Source organism: Pseudomonas sp. PA-5-4B (assembly GCF_021606215.1).
In the GTDB taxonomy this organism is placed as follows: domain Bacteria; phylum Pseudomonadota; class Gammaproteobacteria; order Pseudomonadales; family Pseudomonadaceae; genus Aquipseudomonas; species Aquipseudomonas edaphica.
This window is the reverse complement of sequence record NZ_WKDB01000023.1, coordinates 1-24,566: the sequence shown is the minus strand read 5'-3', so window position 1 is coordinate 24,566 and position 24,566 is coordinate 1. Positions and strand designations below refer to the sequence as shown.

Genomic DNA, 24,566 nt, shown 5'->3' with positions numbered 1-24,566 from the left:
TACACCCTCCCAGATTCGTGGGGGGTTTGGGGGGGCCGTTGGCCCTTGACTGTTGGTTAAACATGGAGAGATCGGGATGGTTTTCTCGTCCAATGTGTTCCTGTTTCTGTTCTTGCCGATCTTTCTCGGCTTGTACTACTTGAGCGGGCAACGCTATCGCAATCTGCTGCTGCTGATTGCCAGCTACGTGTTCTACGCCTGGTGGCGAGTGGACTTCCTGGCGCTGTTCGCCGCCGTGACGCTGTGGAATTACTGGATCGGCCTCAAGGTCGGTGCCGCCGGCGTGCGCACCAAACCAGCGCAGCGCTGGCTGTTGCTCGGCGTGGCTGTCGACCTGTGCATCCTCGGCTACTTCAAGTACGCCAACTTCGGCGTCGACAGCATCAATGTGATGATGAAGTCGGCGGGCCTGGAGCCGTTTATCCTCACCCACGTGCTGTTGCCGATTGGCATCTCGTTCTACATCTTCGAGTCCATCAGCTACATCATCGACGTGTACCGAGGCGATACCCCGGCAACCCGCAACCTGATCGACTTCGCGGCGTTCGTGGCGATCTTCCCGCACCTGATTGCAGGTCCCGTGTTGCGCTTCCGTGACCTGGCCGACCAGTTCAACAACCGCACCCACACCCTCGACAAGTTCTCCGAGGGCTGCACGCGGTTCATGCAGGGGTTCATCAAGAAGGTCTTCATCGCCGACACCCTGGCGGTGGTGGCCGACCATTGCTTCGCCCTGCAAAACCCGACCACGGGCGACGCCTGGCTCGGCGCGCTGGCTTACACCGCGCAGCTGTACTTCGACTTCTCCGGCTACAGCGACATGGCCATCGGCCTGGGTTTGATGATGGGTTTCCGCTTCATGGAAAACTTCAAGCAGCCGTACATCAGCCAGTCGATCACCGAGTTCTGGCGGCGCTGGCACATCAGCCTGTCCACCTGGCTGCGTGACTACCTGTACATCACCCTGGGCGGCAACCGTAAAGGCACGCTGATCACCTATCGCAACCTGTTCCTGACCATGCTGCTCGGTGGTCTGTGGCACGGCGCAAACATCACCTACATCGTGTGGGGCGCGTGGCACGGCATGTGGCTGGCGATTGAAAAAGCCATCGGCCTGAATACCGCGCCACGCAGTTTCAACGTGGTTCGATGGGCCTTTACCTTCCTGCTGGTGGTGATGGGCTGGGTGATCTTCCGCGCCGAAAACCTGCACGTCGCAGGCCGTATGTACGGTGCGATGTTCAGCTTTGGCGAGTGGTCGCTGTCAGAACTCAACCGCGCCAGCCTCACTGGCCTGCAAGTGGCAACCCTGGTGGTGGCCTACGCAACACTGGCGTTCTTTGGCCTGCGCGATTTCTACAACAATCGCCCTGCCGAAAAAGCCAAACCCGCCGACCCGAGCCTGATCAAGGCAGTGCCTGGCGACAACCCAGGCAGCATCCACCAGCCCGGTTTCAGCGTGGGCCAGGACGCCGCCGTGCAACCGGCCTACTGGACCGCTGACTGGCCACGCTACGCCATGCGCGCCACCGTGCTGCTGCTGTTCGTGGCCTCGATTCTGAAACTGTCGGCGCAGAGTTTCTCGCCGTTCCTTTACTTCCAATTTTGAGGGAGCCGACCATGACCCGTTCATTTCGCGTCCTCTATATCACGCTGTTCCTGCTGGTGCTGCTGGCCTTGGGCGCCTGGTCGCTGCGCAGCTTCTTCGGCTTCAGCACCAACGCCGACGCCACCGTGCTCAACGGCCGCTGGACCAAGGCCGTCGAGACCCACTACGACGATGAGTTCCCGATCAAGCGCCTGGGCACCAACCTCTGGGCGGCGCTGGACTACAAGCTGTTCAATGAGGGCCGCCCCGGCGTGGTGCTGGGCCGCGACCACTGGTTGTACAGCGACGAGGAATTCAACCCCATCGTCAACGAGGACCAGAACCTGCAAGGCAACTACGCGCTGGTCGAAGGCGTGCGCCAAAAACTCAAGGCCCAGGGCATCCAACTGGTGATGGCGATCGTGCCGGCCAAGGTGCGCTTGTACCCGGAACACCTGGGTAAAGTGAAACCGGCGAGCATCCACGCCAACCTGTACGAGGACTTCCACGCCCGTGTCGCGGCCGACAAGATCATCGCCCCTGACCTGCTTGGCCCACTGCAACAGGCCAAGCTGGGCGGCACGCAAGTGTTCCTGCGCACCGATACCCACTGGACCCCGGACGGTGCGGAGATCGCTGCCAAACAGTTGGCCAAGACCATTGCCGACAAGACGCCGCTGAGCGGTGAGCCACAGCGCTTTGTCACCGAAGCCGAAAAAACCGAACCGCACAAAGGCGACCTGCGCCTGTTCCTGCCGCTGGACCCACTGTTTGAAAACCTGATGCCGCCTAAAGAGCCGCTGCAAAAACGCGTCACGCACCTGGCGGAAAACAAAGGCGACGACGCCCTGTTTGCCGACAGTGAAACCCCAGTGGCACTGGTGGGCACCAGCTACAGCGCCAACCCCAACTGGAACTTCGTCGGCGCGCTCAAGCAAGCCTTGCACAGCGACGTCATCAACTACTCCGAAGACGGCCACGGCCCGATCCTGCCGATGCTCAGCTACCTGAAAAGCGATGATTTCAAGAACAGCCCGCCCCAAGTGCTGATCTGGGAGTTTCCGGAACGTTATCTGCCCGTCAACAACGAAATCGGTGATGCCGACCCGCAGTGGGTTGCGCAGCTTAAACAAGCCGGTTCGCGCCAACAGAACATGGCTTTGAACACTCAAAAATCCGAGACGCCCGACCGGGCGCAAAACTGAAAGAGAGGTAACTCACATGACTTTCACTACTACTCCGCGTCGTCTCGCCAAGACCCTGGCCATCGCTGCCGGCTTGAGCTTCGTATCGATGTCTGCCTTCGCCGGGGGCGACGCCGCCCTGTACGGCCCGACGGCACCAAAAGGCTCCAGCTTCGTGCGGATCTACAACGCATCGAACCAGGAAGTCAGCGCCACCGTCGGCGCCACCAACCTGAGCGACGTTGCGCCGCTGGCCAGCAGTGATTTCAGCTTCATGCCCGGCGGCGACTACAGCGCCAAGGTCGGCAGCCAGACCGTGCCGGTCAAACTTGCCGCTGACCACTACTACACCCTGGTTAACAGCGGCAGCGGCCAGCCACAGCTGATCGAAGAGCCGCCGTTCAAGAACAAGCAGAAATCCCTGGTGCGTGTGCAGAACCTCAGCGACAAGGCCCTGACCCTGAAAACCGCCGACGGCAAGACCGACGTAGTCAAGTCGGTGGCTGCCAAGGGCCGTGGCGAGCGCGAAATCAACCCGGTGAAAGTCAGCCTGGCGTTGTATGACGGTGACAAGAAAGTCGGCGATGTGAAGCCGGTGGCTTTGGAACGGGGTGAAGCGGCGGTGCTGTATGTGACCGGCTCGGGTTCGAGCATTTCGCCAGTGTGGGTCAAGCGCCCCGTGTCGACCCGCTGATGATTTCCCTGAGTTGACACGGCCCCTTGTGGGAGCTGGCTTGCCTGCGATGGCGGTCTTGAAGGCGCCATCGCAGGCAAGCCAGCTCCCACACTGTGCGCGTTTCGACTCAGGACCGAGACAAAAACAAGAGTGAAACGACAAACCTTCGTAGCTCTGACCCAAATCGATTCAAGGAGAAACACCCATGATCCCAGTAATCCTTTCCGGTGGTAGCGGCTCACGTCTTTGGCCGCTTTCCCGCAAACAGTTCCCCAAGCAATTCCTGGCCTTGACCGGCGAACACACACTGTTCCAGCAAACCCTGGAGCGCCTGGTGTTCGAAGGCATGGACGCCCCGATCGTGGTCTGCAACAAGGACCACCGCTTCATCGTCAACGAGCAACTGAGCACGCGTAAGCTCGAATGCCAACGCATCCTGATGGAGCCGTTCGGCCGCAACACCGCGCCGGCCGTGGCCCTGACTGCGATGATGCTGGTCAACGAAGGCCGCGACGAACTGATGCTGGTGCTGCCCGCCGACCACGTGATCGACGACCAGAAAGCCCTGCAACGCGCCCTGGCCCTGGCCACCGTGGCGGCCGAGCGTGGCGAGATGGTGCTGTTCGGCGTGCCGGCAACCCGCCCGGAAACCGGTTACGGCTACATCAAGTCCAGCAACGATTCGCTGCTGCCCGAAGGCGTCAGCCGCGTGCAACAGTTCGTGGAAAAACCCGATGAAAAACGCGCCGTCGAGTTCGTCAAAAGCGGTGGCTACTTCTGGAACAGCGGCATGTTCCTGTTCCGCGCCAGCCGTTTTCTTGAAGAGCTGAAAAAACACGACCCGGACATCTACGACACCTGCGTGCTGACCCTGGAGCGCAGCGAGCAGGATGCCGACACCGTGACCTTCGACGAATCTACCTTCGCCTGCTGCCCGGACAACTCCATCGACTACGCCGTGATGGAAAAAACCCAACGCGCCTGCGTGGTGCCGTTGAGTGCCGGCTGGAGCGACGTGGGTTGCTGGGCCTCGTTGTGGGCGGTCAATGACAAAGACGTCAATGGCAACGTCAGCAAAGGCGACGTGGTCATCCAGGACAGCCGCAACTGCATGATCCACGGCAACGGCAAGCTGGTGTCGGTGATCGGCCTGGACAATATCGTGGTGGTGGAAACCAAGGACGCGATGATGATTGCCCACAAGGACAAGGTCCAGGGCGTCAAGCAGATGGTCTCCACCCTCAACGACCAGGGCCGCAGCGAAACCCAGAACCACTGCGAAGTCTACCGCCCGTGGGGTTCCTACGACTCGGTGGACATGGGCGGGCGCTTCCAGGTCAAGCACATCTCGGTCAAGCCGGGCGCGTGCCTGTCGCTGCAGATGCACCACCACCGCGCCGAACACTGGATCGTGGTCAGCGGCACGGCCGAAGTCACCTGTGACGACAACGTGTTCCTGCTCTGCGAGAACCAGTCCACCTACATCCCGATCGCCTCGGTGCACCGCCTGCGTAACCCGGGCAAGATCCCGTTGGAGATCATCGAAGTGCAATCGGGCAGCTACCTGGGCGAAGACGATATCGAGCGCTTTGAAGATATCTACGGTCGCTCGACGCCGGTTGAACGTGGCGTTTCGGTGAAAACTATCGCGCAGTAACACGGTCGTACAAGAAGCCCTCATCCAGCCCGTTGCGTCCCCTATCCGCAGTGGGCTGGGTGGGGGCTTTTTCTTGGGTTTTGCAGTGACCGTAAGGGCCTCATCGCAGGCAAGCCAGCTCCCACAGTTGGACCGGGTATGCTCTTGGAATGCAGTCGAATGTGGGAGCTGGCTTGCCTGCGATGGCGTCCGAAAGCATCCCGCCAGCATTGACCCTTGCCCCCATCCTGCCTATCCTCGCGCCTGTCACGACTCATTCGTGATGAGGTTTGACGGCCTCGCGAACTCATAGGATCCCATTTTCATCAGGAGATCCACCATGTCCAAACAAACCACCCGCCCCACCCCCTTCGGCCCCAGCGACCGCAGTGAAGAACCTCTTTTTTGCGTACAACCCGGCATTCCCATCGAACATGCACTGGAACATGCCAGCTATGTTTTAGGCACCGCGCGCGTGCTCACCTTGGCAGCTCAAGACTTATGCACCGAACACCAGAGCTACCTGAACTGGGCCAGCCTGCAATTAGCCGAAACCGGTTTGGCATTGGTTGAGGCTTCCATCGAAGGCTTGCAGGCGGATTCTTCTGCTCAGTAAGCAATTCATCGGGAGCAAGCCCCCTCCCGCCGTTGGCCGTATTTCAAAGCAGGGACGCGGTTAAATGCGGGAGGGGCCGTAGAGGCTACGCAGTGAATGGCGTTTGCCCGTGGGTAATGATTCGACTCACCGGCTCACCTTCGACGCTGTACTTCAAGGGCAGGGCGTATGTCGTCTCCACATAAAAAATATGTGGGTTATCGGTTTTCATGACCGCCAGCCCCGAGGTATTGACCTCGTAGTAATGCGTCATCTTGTCCAATTGGTTGCCATGTCGCCGGCGCCCAAAAATAGTCGTGGAGATCTCTTTGGTTGCCGCATCATCAGGCGCCAGATCCGTAAAGTAATGCCTGCCTTTCCCACGCGGTAACGGCTTGCCATCCACGTTAAGCACCGAGGACTGCAAATGCCAATCGCTGTTGATTGCGGCATGAGACTTTGCCCCGGTGTAATGGTAGAAACGGTTCTCGCCTTTGACGGGCGGATCCATCAGCGCCTTTTCACCCTGGAAAACTTCAGGCAACTTGGGTCGTTTAAAGGCCGGTTGACTGCCGGCCCCCCCCACGCCTGCGGCTGAACCAGAGCTGCCTTGCCCGGCAGGACGTTTTTGCGGCGCAGGCCTGATCCCATTCATGCGTTGCAGTGTTTCGGGCTTGACGCCTCCCAGCAGGCTGTTCAGTCGCCATTCGCCGGTGCCTGTTGGCTGGAGGAACATCACCGTTTTCTGGGTGACAGGATCAATAACCCGAACCTGGCCGCCCGCAACTTTATAGTTCCGGCTGATTTCAAATACTCGGCTGGTGGCTGTGCCATCGGTGAAACGAACATAGTGCTGATCACCGACTTGGTAAGTGCCATCCCCTTTTATATTCCGGCCCTCAAGCAGGCTATCAGGCAGTGAGTGAGCACTGTAGTCGGGCAGTTGGCGACCGGTGCCGGCGATGTCGGATACCGTGTTCGCTACCTTCCCAGACACGCCAACATTGACAGACTGCTCCTGCAATATTTGCTTCAGCTCCCCGAAACTACTTTTCAACACTGTCTTCCCGCCCCTTGCCAGCCCCACTGCCAGGTCTCCCAGACCGTCGGTGGGGTTCAAGCCACTGGCAACTGAGCGCAAAACCGTATCGGACACCTTGAACGCCCGTGTTCCGAGCTTTTCACTCAACTTGCCCAACGCTTTGCTCGCCTGCCCCAGCCCTTTGCCGAATGGCAGGATGAAACCAAAGATATCCAGCGCAAAGTCCTTGATGGCCGCGCCGGTATTGCCCTTGACTGCGTTTTCGATGGCATTTTTAAACGGAATCAATCCGGTCACAAAATCATGCGCGGCCTTGATGCCGGCCTCTTCCTTTTCCACCTCGGTCACGCCTTTGGCGCCTGCCTTTATGGCATCGCGATCATGTAACAGGTGGTCGGCGATCACCTTGGCGATCGTGTCGAACCGAGCATTCACGGAAACCGCGGAACTGGCGTCCTGCCCTTGCCTGGGCTCAGGCAAATAAGGCGCGTTGAGCTGCTGAGTCAACAGCCCCGTCGAAACCTTGCCGGCCTGTGGCGGGGTGCCGTTTTCATAGGCCTCATAATCGACCGGAACACTGACCCCTTTAGCCTGAGTCGTGGCGTAGGTTTGAGCGTTGGCCACTCGTGGAGGGGGGTTAGGCAGATACCGGGGCAGGTCGTCGCGACGGCGGATGACGCCTTGCAGGGGGAACACTTCGTAGTACACATGGCGCAGGTTTTTAACGTCCCGGTCACTGCCGTTTTTGTCGACTTTGGTCAGCACCCGCATCAACAGTCCGTAACGCGCCTTGGCCGCTTGTGCCTGTTCCGGGCTCTCCGTCTCCTCAGCCTGCGCAACACCGGCTTTGCGTAGAGAAAAAAACTCGACCTTACCCGACGCGATGGTGTGTCTGTCTTGCGCAGACAGCTGCAATAGTTGGTGTCTGGAGGTGGTTGTCACGCCCTCCTTCAAGTTGTTGAAGTAGCTATCGAACTGGCTGTCGAATGCCTGGTTGACATCAGGAAGCGGCTTGACCCGGGTGAAACGGTTACCTAACTGAAAATCGTACCGCTGCCCTCTTGGGATACGGTCCATCTTTCCTGACATGTAGATATCCAGTAACGAGTGGTACTGGCTTTCACTGGCATCGATGTTGGCAATGCTGATATTACGCACATCAAATGAGTGATCGGCCCCATAGGCCTCTTTCAGGTTTTCAACTGCGATGTTCTCGCGGGTGGGCATGGCAGCGCTTATCTGCTCATGGGCTTTTTTCAATGAGGAGAGTTCCTCATTGAAGGCGTCGCGTAACCCGACCACGTCTTGCGACGTATAGTCTTCATCGTCCTTACCTGCCATTTCATCCTGGGCAACGCCCCACTGAATCAACGCATTGGACTGAGCCTTGGCCTCGACAACCCCCTCGGCCTCCGAGACAGGACTGTGATTGGCCAGCCTCATGAACGTTTGAAAATCGGTGTATGTCGCAATGCCCGGCGTCCAAAACTCTTGCGCCTGCACAACCGCCGACAGCTTGGCAAAGGCCGCAGACTTAACCACCAGGTTGCTGGGCATATCTTCGGCAATGAAGGCAGGGTCAGCGCCTGCAAGCAATAAGCGCGCGGCGGCCGGTGCCAGCTCGACAGGCACCTTGCCCTGGTCCACCAGATGTTTCTCCAGGCGCGAGACGACCACCGAAGGATGGACATCTCGATTGGCTGGCTGGTAAAGGTCATACCCGGCCACGACGCCACGCTTGCTGCCGGCCTGCGGATCCAGCTCCAGCACCATTGCAGCCAACGCCCAACTTGCATCTTTGCTGGTCAGTGACGCGTCACTGTTGAGGGCCATTTCCAGCGTTTGGCCCAAGTTTCTGATCTGAGCACTGCCCAGTATGCTTTCAAGCAGCTGCGCGGCGCTCATGCCTTGAAGCGAAACCCCATGCGTCTCAAAAAAAGCAGCGAAGATGCCTTTGCCAGGCGACAGCGTGGCCATTTCGGCGGCCGCCATTTCGCTTAGCCGGGTGCGCTGACCACTGTCCAATGTGGCGGGCTGGGATAACAACCCCCAGTAATTGCCGTGCTCAACCGGCTCAGGCAACGGCTCCTTGCACACGGCGATGAGGTTGGCCAGTTGCCCGAGATCCTTGGGGACCAGCCATTGATTTTCCCGCAGGAACCACGCCAGCGGCACATCCTCGCCCGGCGCGATTTTATAGGCGCGCCCAAAAGTAGAAACGTGATGAGCGGAAAATTTCTTCACTTCGAGCAACGCTGCAACATCCAGACTCGGATCCTCGGCGATGGCCGCCTGGATCTCTTCCAACGCCACCGTCAGGCAATAATTGGTATGAATATTCCCTGCCAATTCTTGGCGCTGACTGAGCGTCAGCGCCGAAGGCTTAGAGGTGTCGCGGGCCGGAGCGTTTTCCAGTATGGCTCTGCGCAACCTAGGCACCCTGGGCGTTTGGGGAGCCGAAGGCGCTTGCAACGGTTCATTGCCCACCGCCGCAGGAGGTGGTTCAACCGGTAATGAAGAGGATGGCGTTATAGCCAAAAACGGTTGCTGATTGCCTGGACTGAGGGGGCGGTAAATCATCGACTCTTTCTCACATAAATGGACTTGAAGTAGGACCTGTCGAGGCGCTCTGTTCCGACAGGCTTCGGTACTTCCTGAGTGTCGATTCGTATAAAAACCGCTAAAAAAACTTGTTTGATCATGTGTTCAATGCAGCGCACAGACCCTGTCTCTGCCCGTAGATAGTCAACCCGGCCCAGCCACAGGTACGATGGTCTATCCCTTCGCGAGGTCATCATCATGTTCTTCGGCGTTCTACTGATCATCACCTGGCTGATCCTGCTGCTGCGCTACCCCGCCAAAGCCTTGCCGGTATCGCTGGCCGCCGCCGTCGGCCTGGGTTTTGTCGCCATCTGGGTGGTGTGGCTGGACAGCCGCGAAGCGTCGCAACTGGCACGCCTGGAACTGCGCATCAGCTACGCGCCACAGGAATGTCCAGCCGACCGACCGTTGAAACTGGTGCTGATCAACGGCAACGACGTGCCGCTCACTGAATTGCGCTGGCGCCTCGCAGCGTATGCGCCGGGGGACACGGTGAACCTGGCCGATAACGTTTATGCTGCGCCGCGCTACCGCGGCCCCGGCGAATTACAGGCCGGCGCCACCTGGGACGACTGTTTACCGACGCCGCCGCTGCGCCCCGGCTACCGCCCGCAAACCCTGGAATTTCGCGCCGAGCACCTGCAAGGCAGTTTCTCGGACTGACAAAGGATTGATCCATGCCCAACGTACTCATCACCGGTTGTTCCAGTGGCATTGGCCGCGCCCTGGCTGACGCCTTCAAATCCGCCGGCTTCGACGTGTGGGCCAGCGCCCGCCGCGAAGCGGACGTCGCCGCCCTCGCTGCTGCCGGCTTCAATGCCGTGCTACTGGACGTCAACGACAGCGCGGCCTTGCAGCGCCTGGCCGAACAGCTCGGCGAACTGGACGTGTTGATCAACAACGCCGGCTACGGCGCCATGGGCCCGCTGCTCGACGGCGGCACCAAAGCCATGCAGCGCCAGTTCGAGACCAATGTGTTTTCCATCGTCGGCGTCACCCAGGCACTGTTTCCCGCGCTGCGGCGCAGCAAAGGGCTGGTGGTGAATATCGGCAGCGTTTCGGGTGTGCTGGTCACGCCGTTTGCGGGTGCGTACTGCGCATCGAAAGCCGCGGTGCATGCCTTGAGCGATGCATTGCGTATGGAACTGGCGCCGTTTGCTATTCGGGTGATGGAAGTGCAGCCAGGAGCCATCGACACAAGTTTCGCGAAAAACGCCGGCGCCCAGGCCGAGCTGCTGATCAACGAACATTCGCCCTGGTGGCAGTTACGCGAAGGTATTCGTGCGCGCTCCCAGGCCTCGCAGGGCAACCCGACTTCGGCCGAGCAATTTGCAGCTCAAGTGCTTAAGGCTGTGCAACGCCCAAAACCGCCACGAATGTTACGTGCGGGCAATGGCAGCCGAGCGTTGCCGTTGATGGCGGCGTTGTTGCCAAAAGGGTTGCTGGAGAAAGTCCTGAAGAAGCGGTTCGGACTCTCTGGCTCACTCTAGCCCTTCATAAAATCAATAAACGCCCGCACCTTCAGCGGCAAATGCCGTGTATCCGGGTACATGGCGTAAATCCCTTGCGGCGCGAAGCGATGGTCCGCCAGCAAGCGCACCAACCGCCCCGCGTCCAGATCACCCTGCACCAGCCATTGCGGCAGCACCGCCACACCATGCCCACGCACGGCAAAAGCCTGGAGCACAGACGCACTGTCGGCCACCAGTGCCGCAGGGCCGGAACGGTATTGATGCTCGCCGCCGGCCGGGTCGGTCAGGCTCAGTTCCGTCAAACGGCCATGGCCTAACTTGGGCACGCGCTCCAACGCATCCAGGGTTTGCACCAGGGCAAACTCAGGCGCGGCGACAGCAAACACCTCAAAGGTCGACAGCTGCACCGCCCGGTGATTGGAGTCGAGCAGTCGCCCCAACCGAATCGCCACGTCAAAGCGTTCGGAGATCAAATCGGCATGGGTGGAGGATGTGGATAAGTGAATGTTCAAGTCCGGGTGCAGGCGCCGAAAAGCCTCCACCGCAGGAGCAACGACTGCCAACGCGTATTCCACCGTGGTGGTGATGCGTAAGGTGCCTTTGAGCTGGGCATGTTCGGAGCGGGCTTCTTCCACCGCCAACCGAGCTTCTTCCAGCATGCGCGTGCAACGCAGGTAAAAGCGCTCACCGGCATCCGTCAGTGCCAACTGGCGGGTGCTGCGAGTTAACAGGGTCACGCCCAGTTCTGCCTCAAGGCGCTTGAGGTTGAAGCTGACCACGGCGCGGGTCTGGCCCAGCCGATCGGCGGCGGCGGTGAGCGAGCCGGCCTCGACCACGGCTTTGAAGGTGTCGAATCGGTCCAGGCTGACCATTGGCCTCGCGCTCCTTTGTCAAAATATTTTTGACAAACTAACAGTCAAATCACCGTATCCCAAACGCTGCTTGCGACCTACCCTGCCCGCTTCACTCGCAGGATCGCGTTTATGACCTACCGCTCGAAAGTCGCCTGGATCTTTTTACTCGGCTTTGCCCTGGACCTGGTGAACATGTTTGTCGCCACCGTTGCCTACCCGGACATCGCCCGCGAACTGCACGCCTCGGTCACGCAATTGGCGTGGATCAGCAACGCCTACGTACTCGGGCTGACCGTGATCATTCCGTTGAGTGTGTGGCTGGCGGCGATCATGGGCGAACGAACGCTGATCGCGGCGAGCCTGCTGTTGTTCGCGGGCGCCTCGGTGATGGTTGGCCAGGCGGGTTCCATCGAAACGCTGATTGGCTGGCGGGCGCTGCAAGGTTTGGGCGGTGGCTTGCTGATCCCCGTGGGCCAAGCCATGGCTTACCGGCACTATCCAGCGGCAGAACGCAGCCAATTGACAGCCAGCGTGATGTCGGTGGCGCTGCTGGTACCGGCATTGTCGCCGGCTTTGGGCGGGCTGATCGTCGACAGTGTGTCATGGCGCTGGATCTTCTACGCCAACCTGCCGCTGGCGTTGCTCACGTTGCTGCTGGCACTGCTGTGGATAAAACCTGATGCACCTGTAACAGTGCGCCCGGCCCTGGATGTGGGCAGTATTTTCAAACAGATCCGCAGCCCGATGCTGCGCGTGGCGATGTTGGTCTATCTGTTCATCCCCGGCATATTTATCGGCACCAGCCTGATCGCTATTCTCTACCTGCGAGGCCTGGGCTACGACGCGACACACACCGGCGCGCTGATGTTGCCGTGGGCGCTGGCGTCGGCACTGGCGATTTTCCTGAGCAAAAAACGCTTCAACCGCTACGGCCCAAAACCCTTGCTGCTGGCGGGCATGGCCCTGCAATGCATCGGCATCCTGCTGCTGACAAAACCCGAACCGGCCGTAATTATTCTAGCCTACGCGTTGATGGGCCTGGGCGGCAGCCTGTGCAGCAGCACGGCGCAGACCTTGGCGTTTCTCGACATACCCGCCGAGCGCATGGGCCACGCCAGTGCGCTGTGGAACATCAATCGACAAGTCAGCTTCTGCCTCGGCGCTGCCGCCCTCAGTGCGTTGTTGTCGGCCTTGGATTCCTTCGTCATAACCTTCACGATAGCCGCAGCCCTGACACTGCTGCCCCTTTTTGCCGTGTTGCGCCTGGATACATCCAGAGTCCGCACGCTGCTTCACCCTGCCAGCGAGCCCAGCCATGATTGATTACAACGATTTTTTTGAAGAAGTGATCCAGACCCACGTCGAGATCGAGCAATGGTTTGCCGGGGTTGCGCCTGAAGGCACCCTGGAAACCTTGCTTGCGCGCTTTTCACCCGATTTCAGCATGGTCGCACCCGCCACCGGCACGAGAGTGAATACAGCCGGGGTTAAAGCGTTGTTCACGCGCCTGGGCGGTATGCGCCCGGGGTTGAAGATCACCTTGAGCGAAATGGCCGGGATCGACCGGCACGCGCGCGGTGCCACGGTGACTTACCGCGAACACCAGATTGATGACAGCGGCACCCAGACTGACCGCCGCGCCACCGTGGTATTCGAAAAACAGGCCAGCGGCGCGCTGCTGTGGCGCCATCTGCATGAAACCTTCATCAAGGCATAACACAGCCAAAACTGTGGGAGCTGGCTTGCCTGCGATGGCGGTGGGTCAGCTGAAAACAGGTCAACTGACAGTGCGCTATCGCAGGCAAGCCAGCTCCCACAGTTTAATGTTGCGTTGGGTTGACGATCACCGTGCAGGTGATCCCCGCCGCCAGCAGCACGCCGTCGGGCACTTCATCAATGTGTATCCGCACCGGCACCCGCTGGGCCAGGCGCACCCAGTTGAAGGTCGGGTTCACATCGGCGATCAGCTCACGGCTCTCGGGGTTGTCGCGGTCATAGATACCCCGCGAGATGCTTTCCACGTGGCCCTTGAGCGTCTCGCCGCTCATCAGTTGCATATCGGCTTTGTCGCCCACCTTCACATGGGGCAGCTTGGTCTCTTCGAAGAAGCCGTAGACCCAGAACGAGTTCATGTCCACCACGGCCATTTTTGCCTCGCCAATGCGCGCGTAGTCGCCGCGATGCACATTGAGGTTGGTGACATAACCGTCCACTGCCGCCACCACCTGCGTACGTTTCAAGTTAAGTTCAGCGGCTTCCAGTTGCGCCAACGCATGCTGGTAATCGGCCAACGCCGAGTCGGCGATGTTGCTGGCGTCGTCGCGGTTTTCCCTGGAGATCACCAGCGCGTCGAGGTCGGCACGGCGGTGGGCGTTGACCTTGCGCATCTCCCAGGTAGCTTTGCGCGAAGCCACCAGCGACTGCGCCTGTTTGACGGCAATGCGGTAGTGCTCGGGGTCGATCTGCATCAGCAGGTCGCCCTTCTTCACCAACTGGTTGTCACGCACCGGTACATCCACCACTTCGCCCGTAACGTCGGCCGCCACATTGATGATGTCGGCGCGCACGCGGCCATCGCGGGTCCACGGCGTTTGCATGTAGTGCACCCACAAAGTGCGGCCAATCCAGATCGCCAATGCCAATACCAGCAAGGTCGCGAGCAGGCTGAAAAACTTTTTCATCGGGGCATTCTCAACGGTAGACGGTCAGCGCGAGCGCGCCGAACAAGCAAACGAACAGGCTCAGGCGCAGCAGCGCCGGGTGCCAGAAAAAACGGTAGAGGTCGAACCCGGCCAGGAAGCGGTCCAACGCCCAGGCCAACCCTGCGGCGATAAAAAACAACAGGGTCATGGTCGGCATGTACAGGCCATGGAAGGCGATTTCACGGGGCATGCGGGGCTCCTTTGAGAGCAGCCAATGGCGATTGCGGGTCTAGCAGCGAGGTGCGGATAAAGTGCAGGTAGCTTTTCACCCGGCGCAGCGCCGAGGTATCAAAATGCGGGGCGAAGGGTTCGTCGGTGGCCTGCACACGGCTGATCGCATGGTCGACAGCCACCAGTCCACGCTCCAGATTGTTCGCGCTCGGTTGCAAAAACAGCCGCACCAGCGAGCGCCCCATCACGCGGATCGCCTGGCGCCACGGCTGGGATTGGGCATACGCCGGGTGCACCGGCAAAATCGCCTGTTCCTTGCGCAGTTCGATGATCGCATGGCCGACTTCCAGCACCACGAACATCCAGCGCAACAAATCACGCTGCACCTGCGGCTGGCCAACGGCGAGGCCGTAGGCTTGGTGCAGCAAATCGCGGGTGCGGCTTTCAAAACTCGAGGCCAGGCCCTTGAGCTTGCCGCTGATCGCATACACCACCTGCTCGCGCAGGTCCTGCTCCAAACGGCGCCACAACCAACGGCTGTTGGGCGGCAGAATGATCGCCCCCGCCGCCGCGCACACCAGCATGCCGATGATCATGGCGATGTAGTCGTTGATAAAGGTGTAGGGGTTGTAGACCGTGAGGTTGTCCGGCACCGAACCGGTGCTGAAAAAGATCAACAGGCCCACGCCTACCCCGGCGTATTGCGGGCGTGAGGCCAGGAACGAGCCGAAGATGATCACCGGCGCGAGCATCAGGCACAGCAGCGGGAAGCCGTCGATCCAGGGGAACACGAAGAACATTTCGACAAAGCCAACCAGTGCGCCGATCAAGGTGCCGCAGGCCATTTGAAAGGCCATGCGCTTGGGGTTGGGCGTGGCGGCGGACAGGCCGACGGTGGCGGCGGCAATCAGCGTCATGGTTGCGCCGCTGGGCCAGGCGGTGGCCACCCAGTAGCTGCCGAGCACAATAAGGATGAACGACGCACGAATACCCGAAGCCGCGCAGGCCAGCCAGTTGGTCTTGGGGATAAAGGTCTCGTTCCACTGCTCGCGCTCATGGCTGTGGTCGGCCAGGGAAGCGTGGGTCAGCGCGTAGTTGTGCAAGTCATCGACAAAGCGATAAAGCAGCTCGTAGGCGGTATGAAAATCCAGCTGTTCAGCTTCGCTTGGGTTGGCTTCCTGAAAGCTTGCACGCAGGGCACGCACCGTGGCGGGAAGCTCGTCTTTGTAGGCGCTGAGTTGGTTGACCAGCCGTGCGGCGTCGGGGCTGGTGAGCGCCCGACCGGAGAAGCCGTCGAGCACTTCGGCAAGGCCTTGCAGGCCGGGCTTGATCGCAGCCACCACATGATCAGCCGCGTGCGCACGTAACCGTTCGAGCAACTGGTGCAGGGCGTTGAAGCGCGTGGTGATGCTCATGAATTCGCTGTTGAGGCGGCTGAGTCGACCATTGCGCCGACGCATGTGCGGGTCTTCAAACACGGTGACGCTGCGCAGCCCTTCCAGGCCCACGGCTTCGGCGATAAAACGCACGTTGCTGGCCTCGAAACCTTCGCGCTGGCTGCGCCCACGCAGGCCGTCGGTGACGAACAGCGCGAACACACCAAAGCGCTGGTACAGGGCGTTGCGCATCGCCGCGCTGGAGGTTTGCGGCAGGATCGCGGCGCTGACCACGGTGGAGCATAAAATCCCCAGGGAAATTTCCAGCACGCGCCATACCGCCGCCATAAACGCGCCGTCCGGGTTTGCCAGCGCCGGCAAACCAACCATCGCCGCCGTATAGCCGGCCAGTACAAAGCCGTAGGCGCGAAAGTTGCGATTACGCGTGGCGCCAGCGGTGCAGATGCCCACCCAGATCGCCAACGCGCCCAGGAACAATTCGGTGTTCTGCGCAAACAAGGCAATCAACAAGACCATCACCGCCGAGCCCGCCAAGGTGCCGAGGAAGCGATAGAAACTCTTGGCAAACACCTGGCCGCTCTGCGGTTGCATCACGATAAATACGGTGATCATCGCCGTGCGCGGTTGCGGCAACTCCAGGCGCATGGCCAGCCACAACGTCAGGAACGCAGCGATCAGCACCTTGAAGATATACACCCAGGTCACGCCGTCGCTGCGGGCCCAGTCGAAAAAACCACGGCGCCACTCAAGGGAGTGCAACCAGCGCAGCGGTGCAGGCAAGGGAGTCATTACAATTTACTCAGTGATCAAACACGGCGAGCGCCGCCGGGGTTTTGCTCGGCAGTGTCTTGGCGTCCGGTGGTACGTCGTTACCGGCGCCGAGCCCGCCACCCAGGGCCGTGACCAGTTCGGCATGGGCACTCAGGCGCGCGGCCTGCACCTGTTGTTCGATCTGTTGCTGGCGAAACAACAAGGTCTGAGCGTTGAGCACATTGAGGTAATCGGTGAGGCCGCGCTGGTAGGCGATCATGGCGATGTCGTAGGTTTTCTGCGCCGAGGCCACCGACTGCGCGGCAAAGGTGGCTTGCTTGTCCATGGATTCGCGGCGGATCAACTGGTCGCTGATGCCCTTGAGCGCGTTGACCAGCGTCTGGTTGTACTTGGCCACGGCGATGTCATACCCGGCGCTGGCTTCGCCCAACTGCCCACGCAAACGGCCGCCGTCGAAGATCGGCAGGCTGATCGCCGGGCCGACGGTGTAGTTGAATTTCTGCCCGCTGAGAAACCCCAGCATCGTGCCGCCGGTGGCCATATAGCCGAGGCTGCCAACCAGATCGACGTTGGGGTAGAAACCGGCGTGTGCCACATCGATGCCGCGCGCCTGGGCGGCGACCTGCCAGCGGCTGGCAACCACGTCCGGGCGTTGGCCGAGCAATTGCGCGGGCAGGCTTGAGGGCAGCTTCAGCGGCGCGGCCAAGGACAAACTCGGGCGTTGCAGTTGCGCGCCTGCGCCTGGGCCTTTACCGGCCAATGCCGCGAGCTGGTTGCGGCTCAGGGCGATTTCTTCGTCCAGTGCGTCGAGCTGGCGATGGGTTTCGGGCAAGGGCGTTTCGGCCTGGCTCACATCGAAATGCGTGCCGATGCCGGCATTCAGGCGCTTATTGGCCAGGTCGAGGATCTGCTGTTGCTGGGCCAGGGTGGCGGCGACGATATCGCGGTTGGCGAAGTGCAACGACAGCTGGATATAGGCGCGCACCACATTGTTCTGCAATTCGAGCTGGGCCTGGCGTGCTTCGGCAGCGCTCATATGCGCCAGGTCGACGGCGCGTTCGCTGGCATTGCTTTCGCGGCCCCACAGGTCGAGGGCGTAGCTCAAGCCCAGGGACGCGGTGTTGTCCCAGGTATTGGCACCGCTCAATTCGCCCGGCCCGTAGAACTGATCTTTCGGCCAATTGTGGCGTTTGAGCGTGGTGTCACTGTTGATCTGCAACGACTCAGCCGACTCGGCGATCCCGGCCATGGCCCGCGCTTCCCGCACCCGCGCGGCGGCCATGGCCATGTTCGGGCTGTTTTGCGTGGCGAGGTCGACCCAGCGGTTGAGTTGCATGTCGCCATAGGCTTGCCACCATTGTGTGGTGGGCCAGTGGGCGTCCTGCGCGGCGCTCTGGATGGCGGCGTCGGTGGCCAGGGTATTGGCGTTGAAGGCTTGGCCTTGGGGGGCGATTCCTCCGGTTCCGATGCAGCCGCTGATTGCTAACGATAAGGCCAAAACACTGAGAGCCTTCAGCTCTCTGCTGATGCGACGCGGCACGGCGAACGAATTCCTGAGGTGGTGAGGCGGGGAAGGTGGCGCAATTCTAGGGGGCGCCATGGGGAACGATAAGCTGGCATTCCTGTGAATCTTTGTTACCGTTCAGGCGATAATCCGTTGGTAGGGATCACTGGACGGCGTAACTTTCTGTCACAATTTGCTATCTCCCTTGAGAACACTCCATGGACACTTTGCAAAATATGCGCGCCTTCAGTTGCGTGGCCGAGGCCGGCAGCTTCACCGCCGCCGCCGTGCAACTGGACACCACCACCGCCAACGTTTCGCGCGCGGTCTCCAACCTTGAGGCCCATCTGCAAACCCGCTTGCTCAACCGCACCACTCGCCGCATCGCGCTGACCGAGGCCGGCAAGCGCTATTTGCTGCGTTGTGAGCAGATCCTGGCTTATGTCGAGGAAGCCGAGGCCGAAGCCAGCGACGCCCACGCACGCCCCGCCGGGCAGCTGAAAGTGCATACCATGACCGGCATCGGCCAGCATTTCGTGATTGACGCAATTGCCCGTTACCGTCGCACCCACCCCGACGTGACCTTCGACCTGACCCTGGCCAACCGCGTGCCGGACCTGCTCGACGAGGGTTACGACGTGTCCATCGTGTTGGCCAGTGAACTGCCGGATTCGGGTTTTGTGTCCCAGCGCCTGGGCATCACCTACAGCATCGCGTGTGCCTCGCCGGATTACGTCAAGGCCAAAGGTTGCGCACAGCGGCCCCAGGATTTGCTCAACCACGCCTGCCTGCGCCTGGTCAGCCCGGTGATCCAGCTGGACAAATGGACCTTCAACGGCCCCGAAGGCCAGGAAAGCGTGGCGATCAACACTTCGCCGTTCCTGGTCAACTCGGCTGATGCGATGAAAACCGCGATCACCAGCGGCATGGGCGTCGGCCTGCTTCCGGTGTATGCGGCTATTGAGGGTTTGCGTAACGGCACGCTGGTGCGGGTGATGCCCAACTACCGCTCGCAGGAGCTGAACCTGTATGCCATCTACCCCTCGCGCCAGTACCTGGATGCGAAGATCAAGACCTGGGTGGAATACCTGAGAGGGTCGTTGCCGGAGATTCTGGCGGCGCATCAGGCGGAGTTGGTGGCGTATGAGTTGAGTGGCAGCCTGGGCGGCACACGCCTGGCGAACTGATTTTGGAATACGGACCCACAAACACCATCCATTTACTGTGGGAGCTGGCTTGCCTGCGATAGCATCGCCTCGGTACTGCTGATACACCGAGGCGCCAGCATCGCAGGCAAGCCAGCTCCCACATTTTGAGCGGAGTTCTGCAATGAAAAAGACTGTCCTCGCCTTCAGCCGTGTCACCCCGCAAATGATCGAACGCCTGCAACAGGACTTCGAGGTCATCGCGCCAAACCCCAAGCTGGGTGACATCAATGCTCAATTCAATGAAGCCCTGCCCCACGCCCATGGCCTGATTGGCGTAGGCCGCAAGCTGGGGCGTGCGCAGCTGGAAGGCGCGAGCAAGCTGGAAGTGGTGTCCAGCGTGTCGGTGGGTTACGACAACTACGACGTGCCGTACTTCAACGAGCGCGGGATCATGCTCACCAACACCCCGGACGTACTCACCGAAAGCACCGCCGACCTGGCCTTCGCCCTGCTGATGAGCAGTGCGCGCCGCGTGGCCGAACTGGATGCCTGGACCAAGGCCGGCCAGTGGAAAGCCAGTGTTGGCGCGCCACTGTTTGGCTGCGATGTACACGGCAAGACCCTCGGCATAGTGGGCATGGGCAATATCGGCGCAGCCGTGGCCCGGCGTGGGCGCCTGGGCTTCAATATGCCGATTCTGTACAGCGGCAACAGCCGCAAGACCCAGCTGGAGCAGGAGCTGGGCGCGCAGTTGCGCAGCCTGGACCAGTTGCTGGCCGAGGCGGATTTTGTCTGCCTGGTGGTGCCGTTGAGCGACAAGACCCGCCACTTGATCAGCACCCGCGAATTGGGGCTGATGAAGTCCAGTGCGATCCTGATCAATATTTCCCGTGGGCCGGTGGTGGATGAACCGGCGCTGATTGAGGCGCTGCAAACCCAGAAAATCCGTGGCGCCGGGCTGGATGTGTATGAGCAAGAGCCGCTGGCCGAATCGCCGCTGTTCCAACTGAGCAATGCGGTGACCCTGCCGCATATCGGCTCGGCTACGCATGAAACTCGTGAAGCCATGGCCAATCGCGCCCTGGACAACCTGCGCAGCGCCTTGCTGGGGCAACGTCCGCAGGATCTGGTGAACCCGCAGGTCTGGAAGGGCTGACGCCGATCTCATATGGGATGGGTTTTGTGTGGGAGCTGGCTTGCCTGCGATGGCATCACCTCAGTGCAACTGGTAGACCGAGGTGCCTGCATCGCAGGCAAGCCAGCTCCCACACAAGCCCAGCCCGACACAAAATCCGGTTAAAGCCTGGCTCCCCCGAGTCGATAACCTTCCATAGATCGTCATCCCTGATCCACAGAAGGTTTTTATGTCCACCACCAAAGCCCGCGCAGATTCACTCTCGCTTCTGCTCTTTACCTTGCGCAGCGGCAAGCTGATGGCCATCAACCTGCTCAAAGTCAGTGAAATCATCCCCTGCCCACCGCTGACCAAGCTGCCGGAGTCGCACCCGCACGTCAAAGGCATCGCCACCCTGCGCGGTGCCTCGCTGTCGGTGATCGACCTGAGCCGCGCCCTCGGTGAGATGCCGCTGCAAGACCCGAACGGCGGCTGCCTGATCGTCACCGATGTCAGCCGTTCCAAGCAGGGCCTGCATGTGCAGGCGGTGAGCAAGATTGTGCATTGCCTGACCACCGACATCCGCCCGCCGCCCTATGGCTCCGGCGGCAATCGCTCGTTTATCACCGGCGTGACTCAGGTCGAAGGCGGCCTGGTGCAGGTGCTGGATATCGAAAAGGTCATCCACGGCATTGCCCCGGCCCCCGTTGAAGCGGCGCCGACCGACTTGACCATGGAAGAAGCCGAAGTGCTCGGCAACGCGCGAATCCTGGTGGTGGACGACAGCCAGGTGGCTCTGCAGCAATCGGTACACACCCTGCGCAACCTCGGCCTGACGTGCCACACCGCGCGCAGTGCCAAGGAAGCCATTGATGTGCTGCTGGAGCTGCAAGGCACGGTCGAGCAGATCAACGTGGTGGTGTCGGACATCGAGATGTCCGAAATGGACGGTTACGCCCTCACCCGCACCCTGCGCGAAACCCCGGACTTCCAGGAGCTTTACGTGCTGCTGCACACCTCCCTGGACAGCGCGATGAACAGCGAGAAGGCCCGCCTGGCCGGTGCCGATGCGGTGCTCACCAAGTTCTCGTCGCCCGAGCTGACCAAATGCCTGGTGGTTGCCGCGCAAACTGTGGCGCAAAAAGGCCTGTAAGCGGTGGCGGAGTATTTCCAACTGCTGCGCCGCGACCTTACTACCAGCCTGCCAGCACCGCAGTGGCCGGCCAATACCCGGCTGGATCATTACCGCGATGAGCTGGCCCCGGCCATCCATGCCGTATTGCGCATGACCCAGGAACAGGGCGGCGGCCGTGTCCCCAGCCTGGCAGAATGGCGCCGGCAGTTCGTCACCGACGCCGAGTTCGACCCCACGCTATGCCTGGTGGCCAGTAACGCAGACGGCATTCTTGGCGTGGCCCAGTGCTGGACCAGCGCGTTTATCAAGAACCTCTCGGTCCATCCGTGCGCCCAAGGCCAGGGGCTGGGGCGTGCCTTGTTGCTGCATACCTTCCACGTGTTCAAGCAACGCGGCGAGCCCTGTGTGGACCTGAAGGTGCTGGAAACCAACCAACGCGCCCGACAGTTGTATGAAAGTGCCGGCATGGTGTTTGTGCTGCGCGACCAGGTACCCGAGGACTGACCGGCACTGGCGCATAACTTGCTTCCACTGAGCCTGAACAGTGAATAGAGGCAAAAACCCGTCACCGTTCAAGAGTGCCCTCTGACCTTGCCTGGTGACAGATCCTCCATGAATACTCACTTTTCCTGCGTGGGTTGCGGCAAATGCTGCAGCGACCATCACGTTCCCCTGACCCTCGAAGAAGCCCGCAGTTGGGCGGCTGACGGCGGTAACGTCATCGTGCTGGTGGAGGGCTTTCTTGGCACCGGCCTGGGCTTGCCGGTGCAACAACGCGAGCATGCCGAACGCCGTTCAGTGGTAGTGCCGAGCGGCAATACCGAGGCGTTTGTGGCAATCACCTTTGCCGCCTACAACGCCGGGCGTTGCCGCAATCTTGACGAAGACAACCGTTGTGGCATCTATGAGCGTCGCCCACTGGTGTGTCGCATCTACCCGATGGAAATCAACCCGCATATCCCATTGAACCCCGCCGCCAAGGATTGCCCGCCAGAATCCTGGGAACAGGGGCCGGCGCTGATCGTCGGCGGTGAGTTGATGGATGCAGAACTGGCTGAGCTGATCCGCCGCTCACGCCAGGCCGACCGTGACGATGTGCAGACCAAGGAGGCCGTGTGCGCCTTGCTGGGTATTCGTACCACGGCGCTCAAGGGCGATGGGTTTACCGCGTATTTGCCGGATATGGCTGCCTTTGCGCAGGCGATTGAGTTGGCGATTGAGCAACCATCGGTGGCTAATGAGTGGGTGTTTCACGTCTCCGGCATGGACATCGCCGAACAGGTGCTGGATGCGGGGGCGCAGATTGCCACTGAGGTGCCGGCCAACTATGCGTTTATCTCGTTGAGGGCGGCTTAGGCTCGATGCGGCCAGTGTGGATGTGGGAGCTGGCTTGCCTGCGATGCGGGCAACTCGGCACACCAGGTACACCGAAGTGATGCCATCGCAGGCAAGCCAGCTCCCACAGTTGAACGGGTAGGCCCGCCTGTTGGCCATGGCTTGCAAAACACGGGGCCTGCTCACGTGCCGCAATTAATTGGCCATCATTGAGTGGAGGGCGGCTCATCCAAGTGATAAGGCGCCAGAATCCGCTGGTATTCACCGTTGTGCATCAGTTGCTCAAGCGCGTGATTGAGGTCGTTGCGCAAAGTGGAGTCAAACTTGCGCACAGCAATGGCAATGCCATTGCCTAAGAGTTCACCGGACAAGGGCGGCCCCATGAAGTCGAAATCCTGGCCAACCGGGGTGTCGAGCAGTGCACTGCGAATTTCCACAGTGCCTTGCAGCGTCGCATCAATCTTGCCGGCTACCAGACTGCGGGCCAGTTCGTCATTGAGCCAGAAACTTTTGATGATGACGCCCGCCGGTGCCCACTGCGACCGCGCAAAGGCTTCGCGATTGCTGCCCAGCAGCACACCGACACGCTTACCCTTGAGCGAGCGTGTGTCGGGTAACAGGCCGGACGCCTTACGGGCCACCAAACGCGTGGTAAAAGGGTAGAGATTATCGGTGAACCCCACCCACCGCCGCCGCCCCGAGGTGGCGGCAATGCCCATGATCGCATCGAACTGCCGGGCTTCGAGGGCCGGGAAGTCTTCGACAAACACCTGGTCGACCCAGGTGCAGCGCACATTCAACTGTGTACACAAGGCGTTGCCCAAGTCGATGTTCAAGCCCACCAATTGACCTTGCGGGCTACGACTCTGAAAGGGCGGAAACTGCGCGGCAACAGCGAAGCGGATTTCGCGCCGGGGTTGATCATCGTCGGCCACGGCGTCGATCGACAGCAAAAGGGCAAGTGCTGCACACAGGGGTATCAGAGCCACGGGAAACATCCTTTTCCAGAAAGACCAGCCTTGGCCACCCGCCCGATCTGAACGGTCGGGATGGAATCAAGGCTGTGCAAGCTTTCTAGAAACGGTCGCGGGTCTTCAATCGGAAATATCAGCAGGTGTTGTAGTCCGCACCTGATAAAACGCTGGTCGTTCTATTCTCAGCGTTTACCCATCGAGCGGCGAGTGCCCGGCGGCGCCATGCCTGGCGACTTGGTGTGGCCGTTCTTGGCGCCATTCTTGTACCAAGGCTGGGCGGCGTTTTTGGCCCCAGCCAGTTCACCCGGCTTGAACGGAAACTTGAACGCCGGGATCTCGGCTTTTTCAACGCTTTGAGCGTCGGCCGGATCGACGAGGTCGGCCGCGTCAACAGGGGGTTGTGTCGGGGAAGTCATGGAAGCTCCGGGGCGTGCAGAAGATGAGGCGGTGGCCGGCTTGCGGGCCACGCTGGCGCGCAGTATACCTGCCGTCTCTTTTAAACATCTCCCAGCCCACGAGACAACGAGATTAAACTCGTATGCCGTCTTTTTCTTGGAAAAAAAAAACACTACCATTCACTCTTCTCTGACCTTTTCAGTTCTTCTTTCAGCACTTCCTATATCTGGACCCCCACTGTCTCGCTGAGTTACATAGCTCTCCTCGTGTC

General features: G+C 60.5%; 22 protein-coding genes. 14 read left to right on the top strand and 8 right to left on the bottom strand.

Going from position 1 to position 24,566, the window contains the following annotated elements; translation table 11 throughout:
* Positions 1–76 precede the first annotated feature (76 nt).
* The 5 genes from GIW28_RS13495 (at position 77) to GIW28_RS13475 (ending at position 5,700) form a co-directional block, all read left to right on the top strand.
* Complete coding sequence (locus GIW28_RS13495) at positions 77–1,609, top strand: MBOAT family O-acyltransferase (protein WP_170036295.1); 1,533 nt, start codon at positions 77–79, stop codon at positions 1,607–1,609.
* 11 nt (positions 1,610–1,620) lie between these two features.
* Positions 1,621–2,793, top strand: a complete 1,173-nt coding sequence (locus GIW28_RS13490; RefSeq protein ID WP_138452514.1) for an alginate O-acetyltransferase — start codon at positions 1,621–1,623, stop codon at positions 2,791–2,793.
* A gap of 16 nt (positions 2,794–2,809) precedes the next feature.
* Positions 2,810–3,466: an alginate O-acetyltransferase AlgF gene (locus GIW28_RS13485; RefSeq protein ID WP_017135222.1), complete on the top strand. Its 657-nt coding sequence runs from the start codon at positions 2,810–2,812 to the stop codon at positions 3,464–3,466.
* Positions 3,467–3,653: 187 nt separating this feature from the next.
* Positions 3,654–5,105, top strand: coding sequence for a mannose-1-phosphate guanylyltransferase/mannose-6-phosphate isomerase (locus GIW28_RS13480; protein ID WP_017138155.1), 1,452 nt, complete (start codon positions 3,654–3,656; stop codon positions 5,103–5,105).
* Positions 5,106–5,424: 319 nt separating this feature from the next.
* Entirely contained in the window at positions 5,425–5,700 is a 276-nt protein-coding gene (locus GIW28_RS13475; protein ID WP_017138156.1) for a DUF3077 domain-containing protein, read from the top strand.
* A gap of 85 nt (positions 5,701–5,785) precedes the next feature.
* Here the strand turns inward: GIW28_RS13475 and GIW28_RS13470 are convergent, their stop codons facing one another.
* A complete protein-coding gene (locus GIW28_RS13470) occupies positions 5,786–9,160 on the bottom strand; it encodes a hypothetical protein (RefSeq protein WP_236447539.1) in 3,375 nt (1,124 codons plus the stop codon).
* 360 nt (positions 9,161–9,520) lie between these two features.
* Between GIW28_RS13470 and GIW28_RS13465 the strand changes: the two genes are divergently transcribed.
* A complete protein-coding gene (locus GIW28_RS13465; protein WP_069786112.1) occupies positions 9,521–9,985 on the top strand; it encodes a multidrug transporter in 465 nt (154 codons plus the stop codon).
* Positions 9,986–9,999: 14 nt separating this feature from the next.
* The gene (locus GIW28_RS13460) at positions 10,000–10,812 is read left to right on the top strand and encodes an SDR family oxidoreductase (protein WP_236447536.1); all 813 of its coding nucleotides are present in this window, start codon (positions 10,000–10,002) and stop codon (positions 10,810–10,812) included.
* Here the strand turns inward: GIW28_RS13460 and GIW28_RS13455 are convergent.
* Positions 10,809–11,666 (bottom strand): LysR family transcriptional regulator, encoded by an 858-nt coding sequence (locus GIW28_RS13455; RefSeq protein ID WP_099548417.1) that lies wholly within the window; start codon positions 11,664–11,666, stop codon positions 10,809–10,811. The two genes, GIW28_RS13460 and GIW28_RS13455, sit on opposite strands and share 4 nt — an antisense overlap.
* 111 nt (positions 11,667–11,777) lie before the next feature.
* On the opposite strand from GIW28_RS13455, the gene GIW28_RS13450 reads away from it, so the two are divergent.
* Positions 11,778–12,971: an MFS transporter gene (locus GIW28_RS13450; protein ID WP_017138161.1), complete on the top strand. Its 1,194-nt coding sequence runs from the start codon at positions 11,778–11,780 to the stop codon at positions 12,969–12,971.
* Complete coding sequence (locus GIW28_RS13445; protein ID WP_017138162.1) at positions 12,964–13,365, top strand: nuclear transport factor 2 family protein; 402 nt, start codon at positions 12,964–12,966, stop codon at positions 13,363–13,365. The genes GIW28_RS13450 and GIW28_RS13445 overlap by 8 nt, the downstream gene beginning before the upstream one ends.
* Positions 13,366–13,468: 103 nt before the next feature.
* Here GIW28_RS13445 and GIW28_RS13440 read toward each other — a convergent pair whose 3' ends face one another.
* From GIW28_RS13440 to GIW28_RS13425, 4 genes are read right to left on the bottom strand one after another with little or no spacing between them, the layout of a single operon-like run.
* Positions 13,469–14,329 (bottom strand): efflux RND transporter periplasmic adaptor subunit, encoded by an 861-nt coding sequence (locus GIW28_RS13440; protein WP_017138163.1) that lies wholly within the window; start codon positions 14,327–14,329, stop codon positions 13,469–13,471.
* A 10-nt stretch (positions 14,330–14,339) separates the two neighbouring features.
* On the bottom strand, positions 14,340–14,540 hold the full coding sequence (locus GIW28_RS13435) for a DUF1656 domain-containing protein (protein ID WP_017138164.1): 201 nt from the start codon (positions 14,538–14,540) through the stop codon (positions 14,340–14,342).
* Positions 14,530–16,707: an FUSC family protein gene (locus GIW28_RS13430; protein ID WP_017138165.1), complete on the bottom strand. Its 2,178-nt coding sequence runs from the start codon at positions 16,705–16,707 to the stop codon at positions 14,530–14,532. Before GIW28_RS13430 ends, GIW28_RS13435 begins: the two co-directional genes overlap by 11 nt.
* Positions 16,708–16,717: 10 nt before the next feature.
* Positions 16,718–18,229 (bottom strand): efflux transporter outer membrane subunit, encoded by a 1,512-nt coding sequence (locus GIW28_RS13425; protein WP_236447537.1) that lies wholly within the window; start codon positions 18,227–18,229, stop codon positions 16,718–16,720.
* A gap of 182 nt (positions 18,230–18,411) precedes the next feature.
* Between GIW28_RS13425 and GIW28_RS13420 the strand changes: the two genes are divergently transcribed.
* From GIW28_RS13420 to GIW28_RS13400, 5 genes are all read left to right on the top strand, one after another.
* Positions 18,412–19,380, top strand: coding sequence for a LysR family transcriptional regulator (locus tag GIW28_RS13420; RefSeq protein WP_017138167.1), 969 nt, complete (start codon positions 18,412–18,414; stop codon positions 19,378–19,380).
* Positions 19,381–19,522: 142 nt separating this feature from the next.
* Positions 19,523–20,497, top strand: a complete 975-nt coding sequence (locus GIW28_RS13415) for a 2-hydroxyacid dehydrogenase (RefSeq protein WP_017138168.1) — start codon at positions 19,523–19,525, stop codon at positions 20,495–20,497.
* A gap of 208 nt (positions 20,498–20,705) precedes the next feature.
* Positions 20,706–21,608: a chemotaxis protein CheV gene (locus GIW28_RS13410; RefSeq protein ID WP_017138169.1), complete on the top strand. Its 903-nt coding sequence runs from the start codon at positions 20,706–20,708 to the stop codon at positions 21,606–21,608.
* Between the two features lie 3 nt (positions 21,609–21,611).
* Complete coding sequence (locus GIW28_RS13405; RefSeq protein WP_017138170.1) at positions 21,612–22,094, top strand: GNAT family N-acetyltransferase; 483 nt, start codon at positions 21,612–21,614, stop codon at positions 22,092–22,094.
* 108 nt (positions 22,095–22,202) lie between these two features.
* Positions 22,203–22,946 (top strand): YkgJ family cysteine cluster protein, encoded by a 744-nt coding sequence (locus GIW28_RS13400; protein WP_017138171.1) that lies wholly within the window; start codon positions 22,203–22,205, stop codon positions 22,944–22,946.
* A 185-nt stretch (positions 22,947–23,131) separates the two neighbouring features.
* Here the strand turns inward: GIW28_RS13400 and GIW28_RS13395 are convergent, their stop codons facing one another.
* Positions 23,132–23,914, bottom strand: coding sequence for a transporter substrate-binding domain-containing protein (locus tag GIW28_RS13395; RefSeq protein WP_026013782.1), 783 nt, complete (start codon positions 23,912–23,914; stop codon positions 23,132–23,134).
* Between the two features lie 167 nt (positions 23,915–24,081).
* Positions 24,082–24,315 carry a hypothetical protein gene (locus tag GIW28_RS13390; protein ID WP_017138173.1) on the bottom strand — a complete coding sequence of 78 codons (234 nt, stop codon included), beginning with the start codon at positions 24,313–24,315 and terminating at the stop codon, positions 24,082–24,084.
* Positions 24,316–24,566: the final 251 nt, after the last annotated feature.

Excerpts from the sequence above, each read along its gene's own strand:
- GIW28_RS13495 (WP_170036295.1), top strand. The coding sequence starts at position 77 with ATGGTTTTCTCGTCCAATGTGTTCCTGTTTCTGTTCTTGCCGATCTTT.
- GIW28_RS13490 (WP_138452514.1), top strand. The coding sequence starts at position 1,621 with ATGACCCGTTCATTTCGCGTCCTCTATATCACGCTGTTCCTGCTGGTG.
- GIW28_RS13485 (WP_017135222.1), top strand. The coding sequence starts at position 2,810 with ATGACTTTCACTACTACTCCGCGTCGTCTCGCCAAGACCCTGGCCATC.
- GIW28_RS13480 (WP_017138155.1), top strand. The coding sequence starts at position 3,654 with ATGATCCCAGTAATCCTTTCCGGTGGTAGCGGCTCACGTCTTTGGCCG.
- GIW28_RS13475 (WP_017138156.1), top strand. The coding sequence starts at position 5,425 with ATGTCCAAACAAACCACCCGCCCCACCCCCTTCGGCCCCAGCGACCGC.
- GIW28_RS13465 (WP_069786112.1), top strand. The coding sequence starts at position 9,521 with ATGTTCTTCGGCGTTCTACTGATCATCACCTGGCTGATCCTGCTGCTG.
- GIW28_RS13460 (WP_236447536.1), top strand. The coding sequence starts at position 10,000 with ATGCCCAACGTACTCATCACCGGTTGTTCCAGTGGCATTGGCCGCGCC.
- GIW28_RS13455 (WP_099548417.1), bottom strand. The coding sequence starts at position 11,666 with ATGGTCAGCCTGGACCGATTCGACACCTTCAAAGCCGTGGTCGAGGCC.
- GIW28_RS13450 (WP_017138161.1), top strand. The coding sequence starts at position 11,778 with ATGACCTACCGCTCGAAAGTCGCCTGGATCTTTTTACTCGGCTTTGCC.
- GIW28_RS13445 (WP_017138162.1), top strand. The coding sequence starts at position 12,964 with ATGATTGATTACAACGATTTTTTTGAAGAAGTGATCCAGACCCACGTC.
- GIW28_RS13440 (WP_017138163.1), bottom strand. The coding sequence starts at position 14,329 with ATGAAAAAGTTTTTCAGCCTGCTCGCGACCTTGCTGGTATTGGCATTG.
- GIW28_RS13435 (WP_017138164.1), bottom strand. The coding sequence starts at position 14,540 with ATGCCCCGTGAAATCGCCTTCCATGGCCTGTACATGCCGACCATGACC.
- GIW28_RS13430 (WP_017138165.1), bottom strand. The coding sequence starts at position 16,707 with ATGACTCCCTTGCCTGCACCGCTGCGCTGGTTGCACTCCCTTGAGTGG.
- GIW28_RS13420 (WP_017138167.1), top strand. The coding sequence starts at position 18,412 with ATGGACACTTTGCAAAATATGCGCGCCTTCAGTTGCGTGGCCGAGGCC.
- GIW28_RS13415 (WP_017138168.1), top strand. The coding sequence starts at position 19,523 with ATGAAAAAGACTGTCCTCGCCTTCAGCCGTGTCACCCCGCAAATGATC.
- GIW28_RS13410 (WP_017138169.1), top strand. The coding sequence starts at position 20,706 with ATGTCCACCACCAAAGCCCGCGCAGATTCACTCTCGCTTCTGCTCTTT.
- GIW28_RS13400 (WP_017138171.1), top strand. The coding sequence starts at position 22,203 with ATGAATACTCACTTTTCCTGCGTGGGTTGCGGCAAATGCTGCAGCGAC.
- GIW28_RS13390 (WP_017138173.1), bottom strand. The coding sequence starts at position 24,315 with ATGACTTCCCCGACACAACCCCCTGTTGACGCGGCCGACCTCGTCGAT.